The 24,830-nt window shown below is 56.9% G+C and carries 17 protein-coding genes; 12 read left to right on the top strand and 5 right to left on the bottom strand.

Annotation, left to right across the window (positions count from 1 at the left end):
- Positions 1-92 precede the first annotated feature (92 nt).
- Positions 93-1,397 carry an aminotransferase class I/II-fold pyridoxal phosphate-dependent enzyme gene (locus KP014_RS25820; RefSeq protein ID WP_036597623.1) on the bottom strand — a complete coding sequence of 435 codons (1,305 nt, stop codon included), beginning with the start codon at positions 1,395-1,397 and terminating at the stop codon, positions 93-95.
- A gap of 252 nt (positions 1,398-1,649) precedes the next feature.
- Entirely contained in the window at positions 1,650-2,267 is a 618-nt protein-coding gene (locus tag KP014_RS25815; protein WP_036597626.1) for a pyridoxamine 5'-phosphate oxidase family protein, read from the bottom strand.
- Between the two features lie 120 nt (positions 2,268-2,387).
- Between KP014_RS25815 and KP014_RS25810 the strand changes: the two genes are divergently transcribed.
- The 3 genes from KP014_RS25810 to gpmA all read left to right on the top strand — a co-directional run bounded on the left by KP014_RS25810 (position 2,388) and on the right by gpmA (position 5,921).
- Positions 2,388-4,148: an aminotransferase-like domain-containing protein gene (locus KP014_RS25810; protein ID WP_090834276.1), complete on the top strand. Its 1,761-nt coding sequence runs from the start codon at positions 2,388-2,390 to the stop codon at positions 4,146-4,148.
- Between the two features lie 47 nt (positions 4,149-4,195).
- Positions 4,196-4,981 (top strand): AraC family transcriptional regulator, encoded by a 786-nt coding sequence (locus KP014_RS25805; protein WP_036593096.1) that lies wholly within the window; start codon positions 4,196-4,198, stop codon positions 4,979-4,981.
- Positions 4,982-5,171: 190 nt separating this feature from the next.
- A complete protein-coding gene (gene gpmA / locus KP014_RS25800; RefSeq protein WP_036593097.1) occupies positions 5,172-5,921 on the top strand; it encodes a 2,3-diphosphoglycerate-dependent phosphoglycerate mutase in 750 nt (249 codons plus the stop codon).
- A 266-nt stretch (positions 5,922-6,187) separates the two neighbouring features.
- Here the strand turns inward: gpmA and asd are convergent, their stop codons facing one another.
- A complete protein-coding gene (gene asd, locus KP014_RS25795; protein ID WP_036593098.1) occupies positions 6,188-6,979 on the bottom strand; it encodes an archaetidylserine decarboxylase in 792 nt (263 codons plus the stop codon).
- Positions 6,980-7,077: 98 nt separating this feature from the next.
- Entirely contained in the window at positions 7,078-8,157 is a 1,080-nt protein-coding gene (locus KP014_RS25790) for a YheC/YheD family endospore coat-associated protein (RefSeq protein ID WP_036593099.1), read from the bottom strand.
- A 297-nt stretch (positions 8,158-8,454) separates the two neighbouring features.
- Here KP014_RS25790 and KP014_RS25785 point away from each other — a divergent pair, with 297 nt between their 5' ends.
- From KP014_RS25785 to KP014_RS25750, 9 genes are all read left to right on the top strand, one after another.
- Positions 8,455-16,197 (top strand): WIAG-tail domain, encoded by a 7,743-nt coding sequence (locus KP014_RS25785; RefSeq protein WP_090834277.1) that lies wholly within the window; start codon positions 8,455-8,457, stop codon positions 16,195-16,197.
- Between the two features lie 265 nt (positions 16,198-16,462).
- Positions 16,463-17,287: a glycosyltransferase family 2 protein gene (locus KP014_RS25780; protein WP_175491872.1), complete on the top strand. Its 825-nt coding sequence runs from the start codon at positions 16,463-16,465 to the stop codon at positions 17,285-17,287.
- Between the two features lie 7 nt (positions 17,288-17,294).
- A complete protein-coding gene (locus KP014_RS25775) occupies positions 17,295-18,341 on the top strand; it encodes a glycosyltransferase family 2 protein (protein WP_246590586.1) in 1,047 nt (348 codons plus the stop codon).
- A complete protein-coding gene (locus KP014_RS25770) occupies positions 18,338-19,075 on the top strand; it encodes a glycosyltransferase family 2 protein (protein WP_036593074.1) in 738 nt (245 codons plus the stop codon). The genes KP014_RS25775 and KP014_RS25770 overlap by 4 nt, the downstream gene beginning before the upstream one ends.
- Before the next feature lie 24 nt (positions 19,076-19,099).
- Positions 19,100-19,831, top strand: coding sequence for a sugar phosphate nucleotidyltransferase (locus tag KP014_RS25765; RefSeq protein WP_036593075.1), 732 nt, complete (start codon positions 19,100-19,102; stop codon positions 19,829-19,831).
- Positions 19,832-20,013: 182 nt separating this feature from the next.
- The gene (locus KP014_RS25760) at positions 20,014-20,241 is read left to right on the top strand and encodes a DUF1858 domain-containing protein (protein WP_036593076.1); all 228 of its coding nucleotides are present in this window, start codon (positions 20,014-20,016) and stop codon (positions 20,239-20,241) included.
- Positions 20,242-20,254: 13 nt separating this feature from the next.
- Entirely contained in the window at positions 20,255-21,514 is a 1,260-nt protein-coding gene (locus tag KP014_RS25755; RefSeq protein ID WP_036593077.1) for a DUF438 domain-containing protein, read from the top strand.
- A gap of 188 nt (positions 21,515-21,702) precedes the next feature.
- Positions 21,703-21,825, top strand: coding sequence for a hypothetical protein (locus tag KP014_RS29185; RefSeq protein ID WP_281426433.1), 123 nt, complete (start codon positions 21,703-21,705; stop codon positions 21,823-21,825).
- A gap of 57 nt (positions 21,826-21,882) precedes the next feature.
- Entirely contained in the window at positions 21,883-23,181 is a 1,299-nt protein-coding gene (locus KP014_RS25750; RefSeq protein ID WP_343223023.1) for an MFS transporter, read from the top strand.
- 194 nt (positions 23,182-23,375) lie between these two features.
- Here KP014_RS25750 and KP014_RS25745 read toward each other — a convergent pair whose 3' ends face one another.
- Positions 23,376-24,737, bottom strand: a complete 1,362-nt coding sequence (locus tag KP014_RS25745; RefSeq protein WP_090834279.1) for an RNA-guided endonuclease TnpB family protein — start codon at positions 24,735-24,737, stop codon at positions 23,376-23,378.
- Positions 24,738-24,830 lie beyond the last annotated feature (93 nt).

The following is a 24,830-nucleotide window of genomic DNA, read 5'->3' as shown; positions in this document are numbered from 1 at the left end:
CGGCTCCGCCGCTGGCGTATGATACACACGCAAAAAGCCTCCTGCATAACGAATGCGGAGGCTTATATATAGGCTGGATTTTAAACGTTATGTTATCTGGCTTTCTCCAAATCACGGATGCCTGCGTATATCAGGTCGAACAGATCTTCCAGATTCTCCTCTGCAATGCAGGAGAAGGCGATGCGCAGGTCGGTGTCGCCAAGGGCAATGGTGCCAAGACCGTAATTGTGGATCAGATGCTGGCGCAGTTCTTCCGCATGGACGGTATGAAGCTTCAAGCACATGAAATAGCCGGAGTTAAAAGGATAATATGTCCATACTTCGTCTCCGTACTTGCCGCTGTCGAGCAGCGCCTTGACCTTGTTGGCCCGGCCCTTCATGACCCGGAACTTCTCTTCTTTCTGTTCCGTGAATTCCGGCGCCTTAAGCGCGTCGAGAACGAACGTCTGCGAAGGATGAGGCCCGCTGGAAATGGTGGCACGGATAATGCCGAGCGTCTTCTGCTCCAGGGCGGCCAGCACGTCTTTGCTCTCGGAAGCATAAGTGATGAAGCCTACGCGGAAGCCCCATACGTATTCCTCCTTGGTCGCGCCGTCGATCTTGACGGCAAGCACGCGCGGGTGCACGTTTGCCAGCTTGCCGAACAGCGATTCCTTGAGCGAATCCTCGAAGAAGAGTCCGAAATACGCGTCATCACACACCGCAACCACGTTAACGCCTTCTTCCGCCGCGCGCAGAATCGCTGCAACGATCGCGTCGCCTTCCTTGATGCCTGGCGTGTAGCCCGTCGGGTTATTCGGGAAGTTTAGCAGCACGATCGCTTTGCCCTTATCCTTCTGCGACAGGAGCGCCTGAAGCAGTCCGTCGCTGTTGAAGGTCATGTCTTCGGTGAACAGAGGGTAGGTAACCAGCTCCGCATGGCGGCGGACGCTGAAGGTCAGCTCGTAGTTCTCCCAGTTCTTATCGGGGTAAACTACAGCGTCGCCGGACCCGGCGAACAGGTCGGCAACGATGCTGAGTCCGTGGGTCAGCGCATTGGTTACGATCGGATTACCGAAGGATTTACCTTCGAGCGAAGGGTTCTCCCGCAGCATTTTCTCGCGCCATACGGTTCGCAGCTCCGGTTTGCCCGCCGGCGGAGCGTAGCCGTACAAGTCCTTCGGGGCAAACGCGGAGAGCTTCTCCTGGATGACGTTCAAATGCATTGGGCCGCCGTTCTCGGTGGCGATCCCGATTGTGGCGTTGTATTTCTTGGCATGAGCGGTTGCCTCGGCGGATTGGCTCAGAATGCCTACTTTTGGAAAATAGATTTCTCTGCCAAGAGTGGACAGCATGTCGTACACATGCTCATTTCCGGCTTTAATGCTTTCGTTTAATTGTCCAGCCTGTGGATTCATCGGTTTCATCCTTCCGGGTATCTTTGAAATCGGAGCACACTTACGATGGGAGCGCCCTTGAAATCGTTAGCAAACGTCCTAACATTGCCTAACATTATATCATCTGCGGTACGGGGCAGTCACTTCGGAATATCGGTTTTTTCTAAAAGATTGGGGGTTAATTTTAAGGGTTTTGATAAACGTTCACAGAGCAAAGCGGGGACTGTCCGCGTTATGTGGACAGTCCCCGCTCATATTCACTTATTAAGCAGTTTAAGAGGAGTGGAACGGACAGAATTTTTTCATCATTTCAACCGTTTCGGCATCCCGTTCCCCGCCTCTGGCCTCAAGCCCGCTGATGACGGCGCTGCGATCTTCTTCCTTTAAATTTTGTCCGAACTTGAATTTGACGGTGATTTCTTCCGGAACGATCCGCACGACCGCAACCGCTTTAAGCTGTGGGCGGTACTTCGGATTCTCCGCGTCAATAGGGTCGTACCCGCCCTCCGGCTGGAGCTTCTTCATGAACTTTTCGAGCACCGCCGCTTTCTCGTTCAAATCGGTGACGGATTCGGCCGTGCCGAAGGCGGTGACGCTTTTGAAATAGGCGGTGGCCGGACAAGCCATTTCAAGGTCGGTAAAATAGGAAGGAATCAGGGCAAACTCGTCTGCAACGGTGAAGCAGACCTTGTCCATCTTGCGGATGGCTTCCATTTTGCCTCCCGCATGGCTGCCGTGGAAATAAAAGCATCCTCCGGTATAGACGAAATTAAGTGGAGTGACGCGCGGGCGGCCCTGCCCGTCGATCACGCCGAGAAAGCCGAAACTCATTTCATCCAGAAAAGCTTCCAGTTCTTCTTCCTGTTCGACTTTAAATTCTTTTCTTCTCATATGCAATGCTCCTTTTGCTGATAGGGATGGTTAACCAACAGCATAACAGGAGATTGACAAGAAAAAAGAGCCCATTTACATTATTTTTATTGGTCCACTTGAATGGGAGGGAAGAAAGGCATGGACGCCATTCCAATTTTAAGCTTTGAGGAATACTTGGCCGAATACCGCTATAAGTATCTGGCGCTGTATCACGCGCTTAGGGCGGCGATTCTAAACGGGAATTTGCCGGGAGGCACGCGGCTTCCCTCCACCCGCAAACTTGCCGTTCTGTACGGTCTGTCGCGGGGGTCGGCAGCTCAGGTATACGATATGCTCGGCGCCGACGGCTATGTAAAATCGGAAACGGGACGGGGCACCTTCGTGTCCAGGGACGGTTTCGGGACGGAGGGCAGACAGTCGGCGGAAGAAAGAGCGGGACAGACGGAGGATCGTTCGGGGATGGTGAAAGGAAGCGCGGGACAGGGGGATGGAAGTGCGGCGTGGGCGGAAGGAAGTGCGGGGATGGCGGAAGGAACTGTGGGACAGGGGGAAGCCCGTGCGGGTATGGCGGAACATCCCCGCGAAGCGGGGCGAAACCGCGCTTCCGTTAGGGAAGGCCAGCCTGCGGAAGCCCCGGCTCATCCCGGCAGGCCGGGGAGTCCGCTCTCCGCAGGGGGGAGCGGCGGAACCTCGCTGCCGGCGGAGGGAGCCGCGGCAATCCCGAACCTTATGGCGGACATTCCGCTGTCCGCCTGGGCGCGGCGGCTTGCAGCGCAGCCGCCTGTAAGGGAGGGGGCCGCACCGGGCTCCGTCATCAGCTTCCGCAGCGGCGGAATGCCGATGGAGCATTTCCCCTACGCGGAATGGCGCAGCGCGCTGTCCCATGCCGGGGGCAGGGGCGGCGGTGCGCTCGCCGTCTCCGCGCCGCCGCAGGGAGACGAGGGGCTGCGGCGGGCGATTGCGGCGCATCTGCGGATTACCCGCGGCATCCGCGCCGAAGCGGAGCATATCGTGACGTTCAGCGGCTCCATGCAGGGCATCGTCCTGCTGACTCAGCTGCTGCTGGACAGCGGCGGCCAGGCCGTCGTCGAGGACCCCGGCTTTCACGGCATCCGGCGCGCCGTCGAGGTGTCCGGCGGCGTGCCGGTTCCAGGCCGCGTAGACGGCAGCGGCCTTGTGCCGCAGGACTGGGACGCCCGGCTGCTGTTCGTGACGCCGAGCCGCCAATATCCCACAGGCGCGGTCCTGCCGCTGGAGCGGCGGCGGAGGCTGCTCGAATGGGCGGCCGCCCGGCGGGCGATCATTATCGAGGATGATTACGATAGCGAGTTCCGCTGGTCCGGCCGTCCCATCGAACCGCTGAAGGCGCTGGACCGGGAGGAGCGTGTCGTGTATATCGGCTCCTTCTCCAACACGATGTTCGCCGGGCTTCGCCTCGGCTATGCGGTCCTGCCGCCCTCCCTGGCCCCGCCTGTGACGGCCGCGAAGGCGCTGTACGAGCCGCTTCCCGCCGGGCTGCTGGAGCAGCGGGCGCTGGCCCGCTTCATGTCGCTCGGCGTTTATGCCCGCCATATCCGGCGGATGACGCGCCTCTATGGCGAACGCGGCCGCATTCTTCGCGAGCTGCTGGCCGGAATGCCGGGCGGCCTGTTTCATCCGCAGCCCGGCGATGCGGGGCTGCATATATACGCCCGCTGGCTCCGAGGCGAAGAGGAATTCGTGCGCTTCCAGGAGGCGGCCAAGCAGCGGGACGTCGATTTCAGAGACGCCGCCCTTTACCGGATTACACCCGGAGAGCCCGCCGCCTGCTTCGCCTTTTCCCATCTGGACGAGGAGGAACTGATCGAGGGGGTGCGGCGGCTGGCGCTGGCATGGAATGATGTGCAAAATGAAGCATGAAAAGGTATGATAGGATAAGCTATTTAATGATGAAGGAGGGAAAAAGGATGCTTCATGCATCGCCGTCCGCTTTTGTCATCCTCCCCGCCTTGGCCAAAATCGTCTGCGAGCCGGGATGGAAATGGCAGAAAAGGGAGAAGCCGCTGCCCAATTACGATCTGTTCTACGTCTGGAGCGGCGAAGGAACGGTTGTGCGCAACGGCGCAGCCTATGAAGTCGGGAAGGGAAGCTGTTTCCTGTTTCGTCCGGGAGATCATACAAGCGCATCGCATAACCCGCAGAAGCCGCTTGTGCTTACATATATTCATTTTGACGTCAAGGAGCCGGTCACCGATATTCCCGAGCCCTACCGCAAGCTGACGGAGACGTTGGAATTCGAGCATTTGCTTGCACGCTATGTACGGCTGTTTCTGGTCAAGACCTTCGCCGCGGAGGAAGAGGGCCAACTGATTCTCAAGCAGATTATGATCAACCTTCTGCGGGAAGACCGGGTCATGCCGGTGGAACGCAGCGTCAGCAACCAACTGGTGGAGGTCATTCACGAGGTCGCGAATTATATCAGCCAGCATCCCGGCGCTGTGCATCGGGTGGAGGAGCTGGCTGCCCGGGCAGGTCTGTCGCCCCGCTATTTTTCCATCAAATTCAAGGAGCTGATCGGCTCCTCCGTGCAGTCTTACGTTATTCGCACCCGGATCGAACGGGCCCAGCATTTGCTGCTGTACGCGGGAATGAACGTGACGGAAGTGGCGGATGCGCTCGGATACCGCGATATTTTCTTTTTCAGCCGCCAGTTCAAGCAGCATACAGGGAAGAGCCCCTCGGAAATTCGCTGAATTTGGTTTCAGGTGCGGGCTCCAAGGCCCCAAGGCTGCTCAACTTGATAAATCAACGTGACAAACGAACCGTAGACGCTTTTGGGTCTTCGGTTTTTTTGTGCTGCGGCGTTTAAAACGACTGAAAATTGTATTAAATGACTATTGTGAGCAAAATGGCAAGTGAGCGGGACAGGAAAGGAGAGCGCATATGTACGAAATCGTGTTGCTACGCCATGGAGAGAGCGAATACAACCGGCAGAATCTGTTTACCGGCTGGAGCGATCCGGATCTCACGGAGAAGGGAATACAGGAAGCCAAGGACGCGGGCAGAATGCTTAAGGAAGCCGGATATACGTTCGACCTCGCCTTTGCTTCGGTGCTCAAGCGTTCCATCAAGACGCTCAATCTCGTTCTGGAAGAGCTGGACCTGCTGTGGATTCCCGTGCAGAAATCGTGGAAGCTGAACGAGCGCCATTACGGCGCGCTTCAGGGCCTCAGCAAGTCGGAGACAGCGGAAAAATATGGCGATGAGCAGCTGCATATTTGGCGGCGCAGCCTGTCGGTCCGGCCGCCGCAGCTGGAGCCGGACGATCCGCGCTACGCGAGAAACGACAGACGCTACCAGGAGGTGCGTCCCGAAGATATTCCCCGCGGCGAGAGTCTGGAGGACACGGTGCACCGGGTCGGCGATTTCTGGGGAAACCGGATCGTGCCGCTCGTCCGCAAGAAAGAGCGCGTGCTCATTTCGGCGCACGGCAATACGCTGCGCGCGCTGATTAAATATATGGAAGACATCGACGAGGCCGCGCTGCTGAACCTGAATATCCCGACCGGTATTCCTCTCGTCTACGAGCTGGATGACGATGTGAAGCCGATCCGCCGGTTCTATCTCGGCGAGCCGGGGAAGGTGGAGGCCAAAGCCCGCGAGGTGGCAAATCAGGGCAAGGTAAGCGAATGAAGAAGGAGGTTGCCTTCTTTTTTTGCTGAGATAAAGATGGTCACAGGGTAACTGGAATAATACGTTATTCCATTCATGATGTTCTGACAGACCAGATTATTCCCTATATTCTTCGGATATGACGATCCAGTAAGTAGCACTCATAAAGTTGTGGCTAAGCTTGCATTTACCGGTTCGTTAGCAGCAAAAGAGCAGCCCGGGAGATCGACGGATTCTCATCCTGTCCTCTGCCGGGCTGCTTCGGTTCAAATCATGTTACTGCTTGCTTATTTGGATGGCTGCAAAAATCCAAGCAGTTCGCCCATCTTGACCTTCGTGCCGGGCTCAAGTCCCGGACGGGGGCTGAAAATGCCGCTTTCGGTCAGCAGCACAACGGTCGAACCGAACTCGAAATAAGCGAGGTCCTCGCCGATTTCCCATGCACTTTTGCCTTCGACCGAATAGCGGATGCTGCTGACGTTCATCGCGCCCACCTTCACCACTGCAACTTCACCGGCGCTGTGGGCAATATAGGTGATCAGCCGCTCGTTGCGGCACAGCACGCCTTTCATATGCTTCATGCCGAATTCGTTAACGGGATAGCAGCGCCCGCGAATGTGGTCGCTCTCCGTCTTTTTTCCGGTAACTGGAGAATGAATGCGGTGATAATCGGTAGGACTTAAGTACAGCACGAAAAAAAAGCCTTTCTTGTAAAGCTCCTGGTGGGGAGAATGGTTCAGCAGCTCCTCCAGGTTATAATCTTGTCCTTTTACATTCAGAATCGTTCCCGATTCAATTTTACCCATTGCTGTAATCATCGCGTCCACGGGACTTGCCAGAGCGTCCGTCTCTTCCGTGACGGGCCGCATGCCCGGCTTCAGCCTGCGGCTGAAGAACTCGTTGAGGGTCGAGTATTCCCGGAGGTCTTTCTCGGCCTGCGAGGCGGGAATATGATAGGTCCGGATAAATGCCGGGATAAGAAAGCGGCTGATTCTGCTGTGGGAAAAAGCGCCCATTATGCGGGAAATCCATCTGTGCGAGGACAGCTCGGTCATCAGCCGCAGGAGTCGTTTAACCATGCTTGTCACCCTTCCGTCATACAGCGCAGCCCCAGGTCCTATAGGCCCAGGGCCGCTCTGCATTATATTGACATAGAATAGAGGACAAATCAATAATGTTATCGCTCCGCTCCGCCTTCCAGCAAATACCGCGCATATCCCATCGGCCGCCGGTAGCTGTCCTTCCAGACTTCCGGCAATCCCGCCTTGTAGAATCCGTACCGCTGGTCCCGTCCATTGCATTCGATGAAAAAAAGCTGTCCGTCCCGCGTAAGCCCGATGTCGAGTCCAACATCAGCCAGTCCGGGCAGGCTGCGCTCCAGACAGTGTGCGACCGTAAGGCCGAGGCTTGCAGCCGACATGCGGTAATGGGCGGCGGCGCGGGCAGGAAAAGCCTGCTCCAGCGCAAAGGCGGCTTGTGCCGCTTCTCCGCCTTGGGCGATGTTGGAGACAAATCCGCCAGGAGGCGCCAGCTTGGCGAAGAGGCCGGTGACGACCCATTCGCCGCCCCATCCCCGCTGGACGGTGACCCGTAAATCAAAGGATCTTCCGCCCGCCTCCGCAAGCGGAATGCGCTCCTGGATGAGATAAGAGCCGGCATCCATACGGCGCAGCAGCGCATACGGGAGTCTGATGGGATCGATATTGACAGTGACCATCCGGCCATTATGCAGATAATCCAAGACCCAGCTTTCCTTGCCTTCGCGTCTCAGACGCATGATCCCTCTTCCGATGCTCCCCCGGCGGGGCTTTAGAATAAGATCCGGATACTGCTCCATCATTCTCCGCAATCCTTCGCTTCCGGCATCCGTAACCGGAAGATGGCGGAGAAGTCCGGAATTAAGCGACAGCAGCCGGTGGATCTCGTCCTTGCCGTACCGGCTGCGCCGGTTGAACACCTTTACCCCACGGGCAGCCAGCCGATCGGTCCCGGTATTTCCGGGAGGATAGATAGCCCGGTTATGGATGACTTCGGGAATGGGTATAACGACTCTCTTATAGCCTTGATGACCCTTGATATAAGCGACGCTGTAACCGGTGACGAGATCAATGTCCGACAGCTTCAAATAGCAGGGAGTCAGGCCGTAGGCGTCTGCGGCTTCCTCGTAGCATGCAAGGGATTCCCACCCCGTCCTGCCTTGGGGAACGCCCCGGTGGGCGGCGGCATTCAGCAGGATACCGACGATTTTTTGCTCCATTAGTCTATCCCTCCCGGGTGGTAATCCGTGCCTTGCGGCTAATTTTGACCTCTTCAATTAAGATATGTACATACCCGATTGTCAGGGTGGACGAATGAGTGAGTGGCAGGAGCCCTTTTTCGTAGGTTCCTTTCAATTGATGAAAATATTGTCCGCTTGACCGAGCAGCTTGTCTAAGGAAATGGATCTCTTATCTCTATGCGCCTTTTGGCTTCCAAAATGGGAGAAAAGGGTGTCATTCGCCCGCTTCCCCGCATATGATGCTTAGGCGATAACACAGGGAGGGAGGGACTGCTTGTGAGCAGATCCAGAAAGAAGCTGCCGAGCAAGGCGAAAAAACGGCTGTATTTTGTGGATAATCCCAACATCAAGGAACTGAGTATACTGGAAGACGGGTGGCAGCAGTCTTGGAAGGGTGATATGGAAAGTGAAGGGGAGGATATAGACCTGACCTTCAAACCGGAAGAAAGCATAGCCCCGGTCGTCAAACCGGAAGAAAGCATAACCCCGGTCGTCAAACCGGAAGACAACATAGCCCCGGCTGTCAAACCTATAGACAACATGGAAAAAGAGGCGCTGGCGCTGCACTCCGCGGCGGCTGCCAACCCGGTTGCGTTCCCTTCAGGGGAAGCGGCGGATGCCGCTGCCGAAGAAGACGTAAAGCCGGAGACGTTCTCTTTCGCCGGGAAACTCGAGAAAGAGAAGCGGAAGATATATACCGATGACCTGTCGAACGGAGCGGTGACCGGACCGAAAATTGCTCCACGCAGCATTGACGGATCGAAGCTGAAGCCTGGCATTATCGGCGCTCCCTGGCTCCAGGATTATGCAGTTCAAACCATCCATATCGCGGACAAGGCGATAACTTCAAGCAAAATCGCGCCTGAATCCGTGTCGGGCGAGCATTTGGCCGAAGGCAGCGTCTCCGGCGGCAAGCTGCTTGACCACTCCATCGGCGGCGAGAAGCTGAAGGCGGGCAGCATCGGTCCGGAGAAGCTGGCCGACCGTCTGATCGACGCCAGCAAAATCGCCGAGCGGTCGATTGAAAGCCGCCATTTGAGCGAATGCGTCGTCACTACCGAGCTGCTGGAGGAAGGAGCGGTCACCGGAGATAAAATCCAGAGCGGCTCGATTGCCGGCCGCCATCTGGAGAACGGCCTTATCGACCGTTCCAAGCTGGCTGACGGATCGGTCGGCGGCGACATCATCGAAGACGACTCCATTTCCGGAGCGAAGCTTGAGGAAGGCGCCATCGAGGGCCGCCATCTGGCAAATGGCATTATTGGAGCGAAGCATCTTGCGCCGGGAGCCATCGGCAGAGAACAGCTCGTAGGCCGGGTCATCGGCGGGGAGCAGATCCAGCTTGGCACCGTTGGCAGCGGGCATCTGACTGAAGGTGCAGTCGGCTCCAGGGAACTTGGCAATGACTCCGTGCAGAGTTCGCATCTTGCTCCGGACAGCGTCACCAGCGGGCATATCGCCAGCGGAGCGATTATCGGCCGCCATCTGGCGGACCGGGGCGTAACCTACGCCAAGCTGGCGGAAGGCGCTGTAGGCACGGCGCAGCTGGTGGAACAGGCGGTCACTTCGTCCAAGATTGCCGATCAGAGCGTGCTCGGGCACAAGCTGGCCGACGAGGTCGTGAGCACCCGGCATATCGCCAAATCCGCCGTGCGCGGTCCGCAGCTTGCGCCTCAGTCCGTGGGCAACGCCCACCTTCAGCGCGAAGCTGTAAGGGAAGAACAGCTTGCAGCTGATGCTGTGGGACCGGGCCAGATTCAGGACAGCGCGGTGCATTCCCGGCACCTGGCGGCCGGAGCCGTTGGGGGCGGGGAACTCTCCGGGGAAGCGGTGGGCGAAGGGCATCTTCGTCCGCAGAGCGTTACCGCCGCCAAGCTCGCTGACGGCAGCGTCGTTGCAAGCAAGCTGGCCACGGGTGCGGTCGGCGGATCCGCGCTTGCTCCGGGTGCAGTAAGCGGCGAGCATATCGCGTTCTGCGCGGTGGGAGAGAAGCATTTCGCCGATTCAAGCGTCAGCGCCCGCGTTCTGCAGGACGCTGCGGTGGATGCCGAGCATCTGGCAGCCGGAGCGGTGGATACCCGGCATTTGCGAAAGAACAGCGTAGCCCCTATTGCCCTTCAGCCAGGATCGGTGTCGGGGGATAAACTGGCGGAAGGAGCAGTAAAGGATATCCATCTTGCAGCAGAAGCAGTTCAACCCCATCACCTCGCGGATCATGCGGTGACCTCGCTCAAGCTGTCGCCCGAGAGCGTAACGAGCGATAAGCTCGGCGATTGCGCGGTAACTGCCGCCAAACTTGCGGACGGCAGTGTTCAATCCGCTAAGCTGGCCGCATCGTCCGTTCAATCGGAGCATCTGGCGGACGGCTCGGTGGAAGGCCGTCATATTGAGGAGGGTGCGATACATTCGGAGCATTTGTCCCAAGACATCATCGGCAGCGAGCATATCAGCTCCCTGTCTGTGGGCGTCAGCCATCTTCTGCCGGACTCGGTCTCATCCGTCCAGCTTCAGGACGGCAGCGTCACTGCCAATAAACTGGGTGAAAATGCGGTCGGTTCCGTACACTTGGCCCCAGAATCCGTCGGTGCGGTGCATCTGACGGACGGCTCGGTGAGAGGCCGGCATATCGCAGACGGCGGGATTACACTTCAGCATCTGTCAGATGAGGTGCGATCCCCGGATCTGCTGCTCGACAGATCAATTGCCGGAAGCAAGCTTGCGCCGAAGAGCATCGGCAATGATCAGTTGGCCGAAGGTGCGGTGGGCAGAGCGGAGCTTCAGGATGAAGCGGTGAGCGGTTCAAAGATCGCCCCCTATTCCATTCAATCCCGCCATCTGGAAGAGGCGAGCGTGCAGAGCTCCCATCTTGCTCCATCCTCCGTCGCCGGGGAGCACTTGGCGGCATCGTCCGTTCAATCGGAGCATCTGGCGGAAGGCTCGGTAAGGAAGGAAGCCATTGAGGCGGGCGCGGTTCAGTCGGAGCATTTGTCCCCAGCCATTATCGGCGGCGAACATATCCGCTCCTCATCCATCGGACTCGCCCATCTCCTGCCGGGTTCGGTCTCGTCCGTAAAGCTTCAGGACGGCAGCGTCACCGCTGACAAACTCGGCGAGGGAGCCGTTCACTCCGAGCATTTGGCCGTGGAATCTGTCGCTGGAGAACATCTGGCAGAAGGCTCGGTGGAAGGCCGCCATATCATCCCAGGCGGCGTAAAACTGCTGCATCTGTCGGCTGAGGTGCGATCCCCGGACCTGCTGCCCGATGGCTCGATCCCCGGAAGCAAGCTTGCGCCGAAGAGCATCGGCAGCGACCGGCTGGCTGAAGGTGCGGTAAGCGGAGCGGAGCTTCAGGATAAATCAGTGACCGGTTCGAAAATCGCCCCCTTCTCCATCCAGTCCCGCCATTTGGAAGAGGCGAGCGTACAGAGTTACCATCTTGGCGCAGAAGCGGTTCAGCCCCATCATCTGGCGGATCATGCGGTAACCTCGCTTAAGCTGTCGCCCGAGAGCATAACGAGCGATAAGCTCGGCGATTCCGCGGTAACTGCCGCCAAGCTTGCGAACGGCAGCGTCCAATCCGCCAAACTGGCGGCATCTGCTGTTCAATCGGAACATCTGGCGGAAGGCTCGGTAGGGAAGAAAGCCATCGGGCCCGGCGCGGTTCAATTGGAGCATTTGACCCCCGGCATTATAGGCAGCGAGCATATCCGCTCCTCATCCGTCGGTGTCAGCCATCTTCAACCGGACTCGGTCTCGTCCGTTCAGCTTCAGGACGGCAGCGTCACCGCCAGTAAGCTTGGTGAAGGAGCAGTCGGCTCCGAGCATTTGATCGCGGAAGCTGTCACTGGAGAACATCTGGTGAAAGGCTCAGTAGAGGGCCGCCATATTGCGGCAGGAGAAATTACGCTCCAGCATCTGTCGGCCGAGGTCCGCTCCCCGGAACTGCTGCCTGACGGCTCGCTCCCAGGTAATAAGCTCGCGCCCAAGAGCATCGGCAGCAGCCGGCTGGCGGATGGCGCCGTAGGCGGAGCGGAGCTTCAGGATGAAGCGGTAGACAGCTCGAAGATCGCCCCCTTCTCTATCCAGTCCCGGCATCTGGAAGAGGCGAGCGTGAAGAACTATCATCTTGCTCCATCCTCCGTCGGCGGCGAGCACTTGACGGCATCGGCTGTTCAATCGGAGCATCTGGCGGAAGGCTCGGTAGGGAAGAAGGCCATTGGGCCCGGTGCGATTCAATCGGAGCATTTGACCTCCAGCGTTATCGGCGGCGAGCATATCCGCCCCTCATCCGTCGGTGTCAGCCATCTTCAACCGGATTCGGTCTCATCCGTTCAGCTTCAGGACGGCAGCGTCACCGCCAGTAAACTTGGTGAAGGAGCTGTCGGTTCGGAGCATTTGATCGCGGAAGCCGTCACCGGAGAACATCTGGCGGACGGCTCGGTGGAAGGCCGGCATATTGCGGCTGGCGAAATTACACTCCAGCATCTGTCGCCCGAGGTTCGCTCCCCGGAGCTGCTGCCTGACGGCTCGCTTACCGGAAATAAGCTTGCGCCGAAGAGCATCGGCAGCGACCGGCTGGCGGAAGGCGCGGTGGGCGGAGCGGAGCTTCAGGATGAAGCGGTGGACAGCTCGAAGATCGCCTCCTTCTCCATTCAGTCCCGCCATCTGGAAGAAGAGAGCGTACAGAGCTATCATCTTGCTTCATCCTCCATCGGCAGCGAACAATTGGCGGCATCGTCCGTTCAATCGGAACACCTGGCGGACGGTTCGGTGGAAGGCCGCCATATCGCAGCGGGCGAAATTACGCTCCAGCATCTGTCGCCCGAGGTACGCTCCCCGGAACTGCTGCCCGACGGCTCGCTTACCGGAAATAAGCTTGCGCCGAAGAGCATTGGCAGCGACCGGCTGGCAGAAGGCGCGGTAGGCGGAGCGGAGCTTCAGGATGAAGCGGTGGACGGCCCGAAGATCGCCTCCTTCTCCATTCAGTCCCGCCATCTGGAAGAAGAGAGCGTACAGAGCTATCATCTTGCTTCATCCTCTATCGGCAGCGAACAATTGTCGGCATCGTCCGTTCAATCAGAACACCTGGCGGACGGCTCGGTGGAAGGCCGGCATATCGCGCCGGGCGCGGTTCTGCCGGAGCATTTGACCCCCGGCATTATCGGCGGCGAGCATATCCGCTCCTCAACCGTCGGTGTCAGCCATCTTCTGCCGGACTCGGTCTCATCCGTCCAGCTTCAGGGCGGCAGCGTTACCGCCGGCAAACTGGGTGAAGGAGCCGTCGGTTCGGAGCATTTGGCCATCGAATCCGTCACTGGAGAACATCTGGCGGACAGTTCGGTGGAAGGCCGCCATATTGCAGCGGGCGCGGTTCAGCCGGAGCATTTGACCCCTGGTGTAATCGGCGGCGAGCATATCCGCTCCTCAACCGTCGGACTCGGCCATCTTCAGCCGGACTCGGTTTCATCCGTTCAGCTTCAGGACGGCAGTGTCACCGCCGGCAAACTGAGTGAGGGGGCCATCAGTTCGGAGCATTTGGCCATCGAATCCGTCACTGGAGAACATCTGGCGGACGGCTCGGTAGAAGGCCGCCATATCATTCCCGGCGGTGTAAAACTGCTGCATCTCTCGGCTGAGGTTCGCTCTTCGGAGCTGCTGCCCGACAGCTCGATTGACGGAAGCAAGCTTGCGCCCAAGAGCATCGGCAGCGACCGGCTGGCGGAAGGCGCGGTGGGCCGAGCGGAGCTTCAGAACGAAGCGGTGGACGGCTCGAAGATCGCCTCATTCTCCATTCAGTCCCGCCATCTGGAAGAAGAGAGCGTGAAAAGTTACCATCTTGCTCCTTCCTCCATTGACAGTGAGCACTTCGCGGCCTCTTCCGTTCAATCGGAGCATTTGGCGGACGGCTCGGTGGGAGGCCGCCATATCGCGGCGGGCACGGTTCAGCCGGAGCATTTGACCCCCGGCATTATCGGCGGCGAGCATATCCGCTCCTCATCCGTCGGCCTCGGCCATCTCCTGCCGGCCTCGGTCTCGTCCGTTCAGCTTCAGGACGGCAGCGTTACCGCTGATAAACTGGGTGAAGGAGCCGTCCGTTCGGAGCATTTGATCCCGCAAGCCGTCACTGGAGAACATCTGGCGGAAAGCTCGATAGAGGGTCGCCATATCGCGGCAGGCGAAATTACGCTCCAGCATCTGTCGGCTGAGGTTCGCTCTTCGGAACTGCTCCCCGACAGCTCGATTGACGGAAGCAAGCTTGCGCCCAAGAGCATCGGCAGCGACCGGCTGGCCGAAGGCTCGGTAGGTGGAGCGGAGCTCCAGGATGGAGCGGTGGACAGCTCGAAGATCGCCTCATTCTCCATTCAGTCCCGCCATCTGGAAGAAGAGAGCGTGAAAAGTTACCATCTTGCCCCTTCCTCCATTGTCAGTGAGCACTTGTCGGCATCGTCCGTTCAATCGGAGCATCTGGCGGAATATTCGGTGGGGAAGGAAGCCATCGCCCCGGGCGCGATTCAGTCGGAGCATTTAACCCCCGGCCTAATCGGCGGCGAGCATATCCGCTCCGAATCCGTCGGACTCGGCCACCTTCAGCCGGACTCAGTCTCGTCCGTTCAGATTCAGGATGGCAGTGTCACCGCAGGCAAACTGAGTGAGGGAGTCGTAGGTTCGGAGCATTTGGCCATCGAATCCGTCACTGGAGAGCATCTGGCGGAAGGCTCGGTAGAAGGCCGCCATATCGCGGCGGGCGGAATTACGCTCCAGCATCTGTCACCCGATGTTCGTTCTCCGGAGCTGCTGCCCGACAGCTCGATTACCGGAAATAAGCTTGCGCCCAAGAGCATCGGCAGCGACCGGTTGGCGGAAGGCGCGGTGGGCGCAGCGGAGCTTCAGGATGAAGCGGTAGACGGCTCGAAGATTGCCTCCTTTTCCATCCAATCCCGCCATCTGGAAGAAGAGAGCGTGCAGAGTTACCATCTTGCCCCTTCCTCCATTGTCAGTGAACACTTGTCAGCATCTTCCGTTCAATCCGAGCATCTGGCGGAAGATTCGGTGGAAGGCCGTCATATCGCACCGGGTGGAATTACACTTCAGCATCTGTCGCCCGAGGTGCGATCCCCGGAGCTGCTGCCCGACAGCTCGATTGACGGAAGCAAGCTTGCGCTGAAGAGCATCGGCAGCAACCGGCTGGCGGATGGAGCGGTAGGCGGAGCGGAACTTCAGGACGAAGCGGTGGACGGTTCGAAGATCGCCTCCTTCTCTATTCAGTCCCGCCATCTGGAAGAAGAGAGCGTGCAGAGCTACCATCTTGCCCCTTCCTCCGTAATCGGTGAGCACTTGTCGGCATCGGCTGTTCAATCCGAGCATCTGGCGGAAGGCTCGGTGGAAGGCCGCCATATCGCGGCTGGCGGGATTACGCTTCAGCATCTGTCCGAGGAAGTGCGCTCCCCGGAGCTGTTGCCCGACGGATCAATCACCGGCAGCAAGCTTGCGCCGAAAAGCATCGGTGGCGACCGGATTGCGGAAGGCGCGGTAGGCGGAGCGGAGCTTCAGGATGAAGCGGTGGACGGCTCGAAGATCGCCCCGTTTTCTATCCAGTCCAGCCATCTGGAGGAGGACAGCGTGCAGAGCTGCCATATTGCTCCATCTTCCGTAGGCAGTGAGCATCTGATGCGTGAAGCGGTGAGTCCTGAACATTTGACCTTCAATCCGGTGTGCAGCGCAGGAAACCGGTCAACGCTGCAGCAGTTCGGAATGTCAGCTTTCATGTTCGCCGCAGGATCAGACAGCGTGGATGTGACAGTGACGTTCGATGAGCCGTTCGGTCACACGGGCTATGTTATAGTTGCCATGACTAACCAGCCCTTCTTCTGTGCATCGTTAAAAAGCAGAGGAAGCGCGGATGCCATTATTCAAGTTATTCGTCTGCACGACACTCAGCATTTCTACGGCGTTCTCTCCTGGATCGCTATCGGAGCTCCTGCGGCGAAGCCTGCTCCTGAGGACCGTTTATTCGATTAAAATACGGCCCTGAGGGTTTGAAAGAGCAGGATTTTGTGTAGTCTGGTCCCATAATTGAAAAATAACGAAAAAGCGCAGCCCCCGGCTGTGCTTTTTCTACATACATAAGTATGCTTTAGCGATTGTCTTTTCCATTCTTGAAAGGCAGAGCAGGATGCCGAAATTTTGAACAAACGTGGACGTTGGCCGTTGCCGGCGGCAATCCGTTACATACACTGTGATGAACCCCGCCCCGGGGAATGCTCTGCAAGGAGGATGAATGAGCATGAAGCGAGCAGCAAAGCGCTCCCGCCGAGCCCGGCGTTCCCCTCTACGCCGCGCGGCCCGGTCTCATAAAGCCGTATACGCCGGCAATCATCCCGAGCCGCTTGTGTCCGTCATTATTCCGGCAATGAATGAAGCCGGTACGATTGCAGCGGCCGTCACGGAAGCAAGAAAGGTCGATCCGCGCTGTGAAGTCATTGTTGTGGCCAACGGCTCTTCAGATGGCACTGCAGAGATTGCCGCATCCTGCGGAGCGCGCGTGATTTCCTGCGCGGAACCGCTGGGACATGATGTTGGCCGCAGCGTCGGGGCGGAGTCGGCGAAGGGTGAGATTCTTTTGTTTACGGACGGCGATCTCGTTATTCCTGCGAAAGAGCTCCGCCCTTTTGCGGCGGCTGTAAGAGGAGGCGCAGACATCGCATTGAACAATTATTCCGGACCGGTGCGCCGTCACCATCCCCATCCGGTTGTACTCTCCAAGCATGCGCTCAATATATTGCTGCGCCGTCCGGACCTGAAAGGCAGTTCGATGACGGCGGTTCCGCACGCGCTGAGCCGCAGGGCGCTGGACACGCTCGGCAGCGGGCTGCTGTCATCGCCTCCGGTGGCGCAGGCCAAGGCTGTTATGGAAGGGCTTAGGGTAGTAGCGGCGAATAAAGTGCCCGTCGGCCGAATGAATGTCATCCGCCCCAAAACGGATGGAACGGACCCTTTGCAGCAGATAATCGTCGCGGATCATCTCCGGGCGGTTTCCCTGGTGCTTGAGCAGTGCGGCGGGAGAGCGGGATTCGGCGACGGAGCCCGGCGGCGGGAGATGGTGAGGTGACAGACTCATGAGAATTGGAATTCATCCGAAACCTGCGGGCAGGTCCACATCCCCCTCTTCCCGCCGGAGAAACGCCCTCCCGGGACCGGCGAGCCCGCGAAAGCTTCGGGAAAGAAATGGCATGAAGAGCGCCGGATCGTCGAAATCGCAGCGGACCTCCTTAAGGACCTCCCCGGGTACGGGTGCAGCAACCGTCGGAAGAGCCGCTGGAAGATCGGCCGGAAGCCGCCCTGGAAGAGCCGCAGGCCGTCCCTACGTAAGAACCGCCCGCAGAGCCTTATGGACTCCGCCGGCGCTGCATGGAAAGCTGTCGGTCATCATTACCGCCTGCAATGAGGAGAAGACCCTGAGGTCTGTACTGCGAGAAGCGGAACGGCTCATGCCGGAGGAGATTATCGTTGTGCTCAATGGCTGCGTCGATAACAGCTTCCGGCGGGCGCGGCAGTGCGGCAGGGCAATTGTCGTCCATTGTCCTGATGCGGTCGGACATGATGTGGGGCGGGCGATCGGCTCGAAGCTCAGCCAGGGCGATATTATGCTGTTTCTCGATGGCGATCTGCCCATTCCCGCTCCGTCGCTCTTTCCATTCGTTGCCGCTGTGGACCGGGGAACGGATGTGGCGCTCAATGATCTGAATCCGCTGCTTCCCATATTCGGAAAATGCGACAGCGTGACGCATTGCAAAATGTTTCTGAACATGGCGCTTGGCAGGGAAGACTTGGGAGCCGGGTCCATGACCGCCGTGCCTCATGCTCTGTCCCGCAGAATGCTGGAGCTTATCGGACCCCAGGCGCTGTCGGTGCCGCCCAAGGCGCAGGCAGCCGCCGTTCTTGAGAAGCTGCGCGTAGAGAATGCGGGCACAGTCAACGTAATCAAACGGAACAGAATACGAAAAGGGAATACGGGGGCGGGAAACAACGTGGAACAAATGATTATCGGCGATCATGCCGAGGCGCTGGCGGAAGTGCTCGCCCGTGGCGCGGCAGATCTGCTCTGGAAAGAGAACGGACCGGACAGCCGACGCATTCTTGCGGCTTGGAGGAACGGAATATGACACAGACCAGCATTATTATTCCTACCTTCAACGGACTGAGCCACTTGCGGACCTGCGTTGATGCAATCCGCCGATATACGGCAGAACCTTACGAACTGATTGTCGTGGATAACGCCTCAAGCGATGGAACGGCTAAATACTGCCGCAGTGAAAGGATTACATTCATTTCCCTGCCCGCCAACGCCGGCTTTCCGTCAGCCTGTAATCGCGGCCTGCAGTTGGCTTCAGGGGACGAATTGCTGCTGCTCAATAATGATGTCATTGTATCGAAGAACTGGCTCGCCAATCTGAAGACTGCTCTGTACAGTTCTCCAAATACCGGTATTGTCGGTCCAGTGACGAATTATGCCAGCGGCCGGCAGCAGGTCGATACCCGGTATGCGGACATTGCCGGTTTCCACGCGGCGGCGGAAACTGCGAATATTCCCGATCCCTCTAAATGGAGCGAAACGAAGCGGCTGGTTGGTTTGTGTTTTTTATTCAAAAGGGAAGTGCTCGGGAAGGTTGGTCTGCTCGACGAAAGGTATTCTCCGGGTCATTATGAGGACGATGACTATTGTATGCGCGCCAGGCTTCACGGTTACCGGCTGCTGATTGCCGGCGATTGTCTGGTGCATCACGAGGGAAGTGCGAGCTTCAAGGAGGTCTACCGTTCCGGTTGGGGTGAACTGATCGAGCGCAATCGCAGATTGTATATCGAAAAATGGGGGATCGACCCCCAGCAATTTATTTAGGTTACATGTGAGGAGGAATGGGCTTTGAAAGGAGTCATACTGGCAGGCGGAACGGGAACAAGACTTTATCCGCTCACCCGGATGATGAACAAGCATCTGCTTCCGGTCGGCAAATATCCGATGATCTGTTACGGGGTCGATCGGCTGCGAAAGGCAGGCATCACCGACATTCTTCTTGTAATCAGCAGACAGTCCGCCGGAATGTACACGGATTTCCTGGGAAGCGGCGCCGAGTTCGGCGTGTCCCTGACCTATAAAATTCAGGAAGCCGCCGGCGGAATTGCCGAGGCGCTGGAGCTTGCGAAAGATTTTATTCCCTCAGGGGAACGGTTCGTCGTACTGCTTGGAGACAATTTATTTACAGAGGATCTAACTCCTTATGTGAACAGCTACCTCCGGCAGCCGGAGGGCACTGCGAAAGTGCTGCTGAAACCGGTAGAGGACGCGCGGCGGTACGGCGTTCCCGTATTCGACGGTGAGGATTCGGCCTGGATTGCCCATATCGAAGAAAAACCGAAACAGCCGAAGACCGGCTACTGCGTAACCGGCATCTATATGTACGACAAGGCTGTATTTGATATTATCCGGAAGATTTCCCCTTCCCGGCGGGGAGAGCTTGAGATTACCGACGTCAATAACCTGTATGCCGCAGACCGCAGGCTGAGCTACGATGTGCTGAAAGAGTGGTGGAGCGACGCGGGAACGTTCGATTCTCTGCGGGAGGCGGGAGAGAAACTGAAAGACGCGCTGCCGTAACGGCGGCGTTTTTTAATGGTTCTTGAGGCCCGTGTACAGGAGTTCGATAAGAGTTTTTCTTACTTTGTGATTGTAATCACTATTCCGATATTTCGCCCATGCTAGTCTTGTGTTGAGAAGGATTATCAATAAAAAGGGTCTTATCCGTAAAAAGGCAGGCCACTGGCAAGGGGCAGAGCTGTATGCAAAAAACATTGAGCATAAATGAACCGATATTCGATCTGGTCACCCGTGATCCCGTAGTAAAGGACATCATGATTGAGCTGGGTTTCCAAGATATAGCCAAGCCCGGCATGCTGCAGACGGCCGGACGTTTTATGACATTAGCGAAAGGCATCAAGCTTAAGAAAATGGATATAGACTCCGTCAAGCTGGCGTTTCAGCGTCACGGATTCAACATTCAAGAGTAGAGGAGCGGATAACATGAGTGAATTAATCAATAACCAGGAAGTCGATGTTCCGGAGCAGACCCGGCGCCAGAAAATGCTGAAAGAAATTATCAAGGAGCTGCATGCCGGCAAGAGCGTAGAAGAGGTGAAGGCGCGTTTTGAGGAAGCGGTTGGCGGTGTGACCGTGGCGGAAATCTCGGCGATGGAACATTCGCTGATGATGGAGGAAGGGATTCCGGTAACCGAAGTGCAGCGTCTATGCTCTGTGCATACGGCTATCTTCAAAGGCTCCATCGAGGAGATTCACCGGTCATCCAAGCCCGAGGATCAGCCCGGCCATCCGGTGCATACGTTCAAGCTGGAGAATCGTGAGATTGAGAAGCTGGTCAATTTCCGCCTGGAGCTGCATAAGGATAAATTCCAAAGGAGCGATGATAAAGAGATCATCTTCAAGCTGCTGGAGGACCTGAGCCTGCTGCTGGACATCGATAAACACTTCAGCCGCAAGGAGAACCTGCTGTTCCCTTACCTGGAGAAGTACGGGATTTACGGCCCGACCCAGGTGATGTGGGGCGTGGACGACGGCATCCGAGGCATGATAAAGGAGGCCAAAGCCCTGCTGTCCGGCTATACCGGAAACCTTGAGGAAGCAGTGTCGGTCCTTGAGCTTATCATTAAAGAAGTGAATGAGATGGTCTTTAAAGAAGAGAATATTTTGCTGCCGATGGCGCTGGACAAGCTGACCGAGGACGAGTGGGTAAAAATTGCCCGGGAGAGCGACACGATCGGCTTCTGTCTGGCTGCGCCGGAGAAAGAATGGGTGCCGGAGCGCAATCCCGAGCCCGTGGACGCAGAGGCGAAGGAAGCGGAAAGCGCCGGAACCCCGCAGGGCTTCATCCGCTTTGAGACCGGAATACTGTCTGTGCAGCAGCTTGAACTGATTATGAATCATCTGCCAGTCGATCTGACGTTTATCGATGAGAACGATGTGGTCCGTTATTTCTCCCACGGCAAAGAACGCATCTTTGCCCGCACCAAGGCCGTGATCGGCCGCACCGTGCAGAACTGCCATCCGCCGCAAAGCGTGCATGTCGTGGAGAAGCTGCTGGAGGATTTCAAGTCCGGCCGCAAGGACGCCGAGGATTTCTGGATTCAAATCAAGGACAAATTTATTTATATCCGCTACTTTGCCGTCCGCGACAAAGAAGGGCGCTATCTGGGAACATTGGAATTCACACAAAACATCGCTCCGATCCGCGCCCTGGAAGGGCAGAAGCGTATTTTGTCCGAGTAGAAAAGAGTTTGAACCGCCTGCGAAAGCGCCGGCGGTTTTTCTGCCTCCCAAAATTCAGCATACTCACCCGCCCGGCAGCCATCCCCTAGGAATCCGCTTTACAGGCAAATCGGATGTAAAAATTTAGGTATTGTATTCAAGGTGTATAAGCTATAATTAAGGCAATTTATTAATGGAGGTGCTTCAACATGTCAAGAAGCCAAAAGTCCGAACAAACAACTATTCTTCTGCGTAAAGGAAAACCCAATTTACACCAATCTCAACAAGAACGGCAGCGCGGGCTGAGCGGCTTGGCGGCAGTGGAGAATTAAATTCTCCATCGAACGCATGGCATGAAAGGTCCGCCTGCCTGAAAGGCGGAACATATTTTGAATCGTCAACGGGCATCACAAGTGTATTTATGGATGAAGTTTATGACGGCTCTGGCCGGCAGTACCATTTTTACGACATACAGCGTTTACTATGTGGCGAAACTGGGATTTAACCCCCTTCAGCTTATGCTGATTGGAACGGTGCTGGAGCTGACGGTACTGGTGTTTGAGGGAATCACGGGAGTAGTCGCTGATACATACAGCCGGAGGCTGTCGGTCACTCTTGGCATGTTTATTCTGGGCGGCGGCTTCATGCTGGAGGGCAGCGCGGTTTGGCTCGCGGGCGGCACGTCTCTGTTCTCCGCCTTTGCTCTGGTGCTGGGCGCACAGCTGCTGTTCGGTCTTGGCTGGACGTTCATCAGCGGAGCGGATACGGCATGGATTGTCGACGAGGTAGGCGAAGAAGAAGCCGGAAGCCTGTTCATGCGATCCCAGCGTCTCTCGCTGGCCGCGTCTCTGCTGGGCATCGGCATCAGTGTAGGGTTGTCGACGCTTATGCCGAATCTGCCGTATTTGGCCGGCGGGGCAATCTACTTCGCGGCGGGGTTTTATTTGCTCCGCTGCATGAGGGAGACGAATTTTCAGCCCCGGAACCGAGAACCGCAAGCTTCGCATTTTCGGACAATGCGGAATACATGGCTGGAAGGGGCGGCTGTGGTGCGCAGAAGCCCGCTGCTGATTACGATGGTCTTCGTGACGCTGTTCGGAGGCGCCGCCTCCGAAGGCTATGACCGTCTGTGGCAGGTGCATTTGATTAACGGCATCGGCTTTCCCGATCTGCCGCTGTCAATGGCGGCTTGGTTCGGCCTCATCGGCGCGGCGGAAACCCTGCTGGGACTGCTTGCCGTGCATTTTACCGAGCGAAGAATCGATATGGGCGGCGAGCGGAAGCTGTCTGCGGTTATGCTTCTGCTAACAGCAGTCCGCATTGCCTGCATCGCCGTTTTGGCGTTGTCGCCGTCATTTGGTCTTGCACTGTTCTCCGTGCTCGTCATCGGCATGGTTTCTTCGGTCGCAGAGCCGGTGTACGCCTCCTGGCTGAACCGGAATTTGGAGAGCCGGACCCGGGCGACCGTCCTGTCGATGGTCAGCCAGTCCGACGCGCTCGGCCAGACGGCCGGAGGGCCAGTGGTAGGATGGATCGGCAGCCGGTTCTCGATCAGGGCGTCTTTGCTGGCGGCAAGCATATTGTTGCTGCCCCTTTTGGTCGTATTCGGCCGGGGGACGCGCAAGCAGGGATCGGCACCAGCCTGTTTTGCAGAAAACCTGGAACAGGAGGATACAAGGCGCTTGTGAAGATAACATATACACAAACCGATCAAGCTGGGCTGCATTTGGTCCAGCCGCTATGGGAACAACTGAGAGATCATCATGCTTCAATATCCAATCATTTTTCAGAACAAATCATGACCAATACCTGTGAACTCTCCCCCACTTAGCTTACGCATGAAGTGGGGGCTTCTGTTGGCATCGATACAGGGTTGCACATGCTACGAGCTTCGTGATTGAAGACTCAACGCCTGTTGCACCCGAATGAGGGAAGCCAACGTCCAATACGTTCGTTTTGCCAATGAAGGGTCTTTTGCCTCCAAGGACAACCACATCTTTTCAGATGTGGCTTTGTGTATACTGCGTAACACGTACCGTGCGCCGATGTTATACGAGGCACCCAGGTCCGCGTGATACGTTTTGCCTGTTACGAATACAGCAACATCACGCTTCGTGTTGCGTTGTACAAATCCACTGCCATCAAAAGCAAGCGCACTTGTATTCGCAGGGTTGACCATGGAAACCCGCATCCCCAGAAAATGCGCCATTTCGGTCACTTTCGTTTGGATGCGCCGTTTGGCCCAAAACTGGAGTTTGGCACGAAGCCGCTTGGCTCCCCGCGTTCCTTTAGGGAGACTCATCTTGCCTAAGTACTCCATGACAATGACATCTGCGCTGTGCTTTTGGGCAAAGGCGATGATTTGATGCGCGGTATCGTGGACGATATGCGTCTGTAAGCCGTTCATCCGCCGCCAGAAATTCGGTTTTGCGCCTATACCGGATTGACGCTGGGCTTGTTTTAGTTTGCCTGTGATTTGGCGCATCCGGTCTTTTTCTTTGGCTTGGTTGATAAAGCTCCTCGCCAAGACAGTGCCATTAGCGTCCATCACGGAACAAACTGCGGAATTCGTTAATCCTAAATCAACGGCACATACCCGCTGCTTGGAACGTTCCGTCTGAGTCAACTTCACATCCCCTTCATAGGCGATATGAAGGGCATAGCGTTTTCCTTTCCGAACCAATGTGGGATTGCACTCTTTCATGCTCCACACGTTACGTTTAAATCGGTCTTGCCCTTTAAAGGTAATGGGGAGCCAGACCCAATCGCCTTGATGAAATACCTTGATGTTAGCTGTCGTATCGGAGGTTCGAATGAACATGTTGCCTTTGTACAAACAAGGGAATGCCTGATGCTGAGCTTGGAGTGTCGGCGGTTTCTTCGAAAAGCATTTCCCTTCTTGCTGAGCGTGTTGTCGCTCGGCTTGCCAAAGCTGAAAACGGGAATGATGGCTTTTCATAATGCCAAACGCTTCTGCAATGGCACTTCTGCGGAAGTACGAAGGAAACTTATAAAAGCGTTGATCGAATTCGACGTAGAGCGGATTCGGATTGTTCTTGGTACGGTGAATCAGCCGTTCTACCGCCGTCACTACCGCTTGGGTGGATAACGATTCCAAGGCTACAAACTGCTCTTGAATGACTGTAATCAAGAACGACAGCGCCTCTTGATACACATGGAGGGTCGCATCTAGCATGCGGTGGTGAGACGTAATCGGATGTTTGAGTGTTTTGACCACCTTCATGAAATGCCCTCCATCGCAAGTTTGATGGATCTAGTATAACACGAGAACATATGTTTGTAAATCGAACGTGTCTAACCCCCACCTTCGCTGTTG

Origin of the sequence: Paenibacillus sophorae (genome assembly GCF_018966525.1) — a bacterium.
In the GTDB taxonomy this organism is placed as follows: domain Bacteria; phylum Bacillota; class Bacilli; order Paenibacillales; family Paenibacillaceae; genus Paenibacillus_AQ; species Paenibacillus_AQ sophorae.
This window is presented reverse-complemented; position numbering and strand designations above follow the sequence as displayed.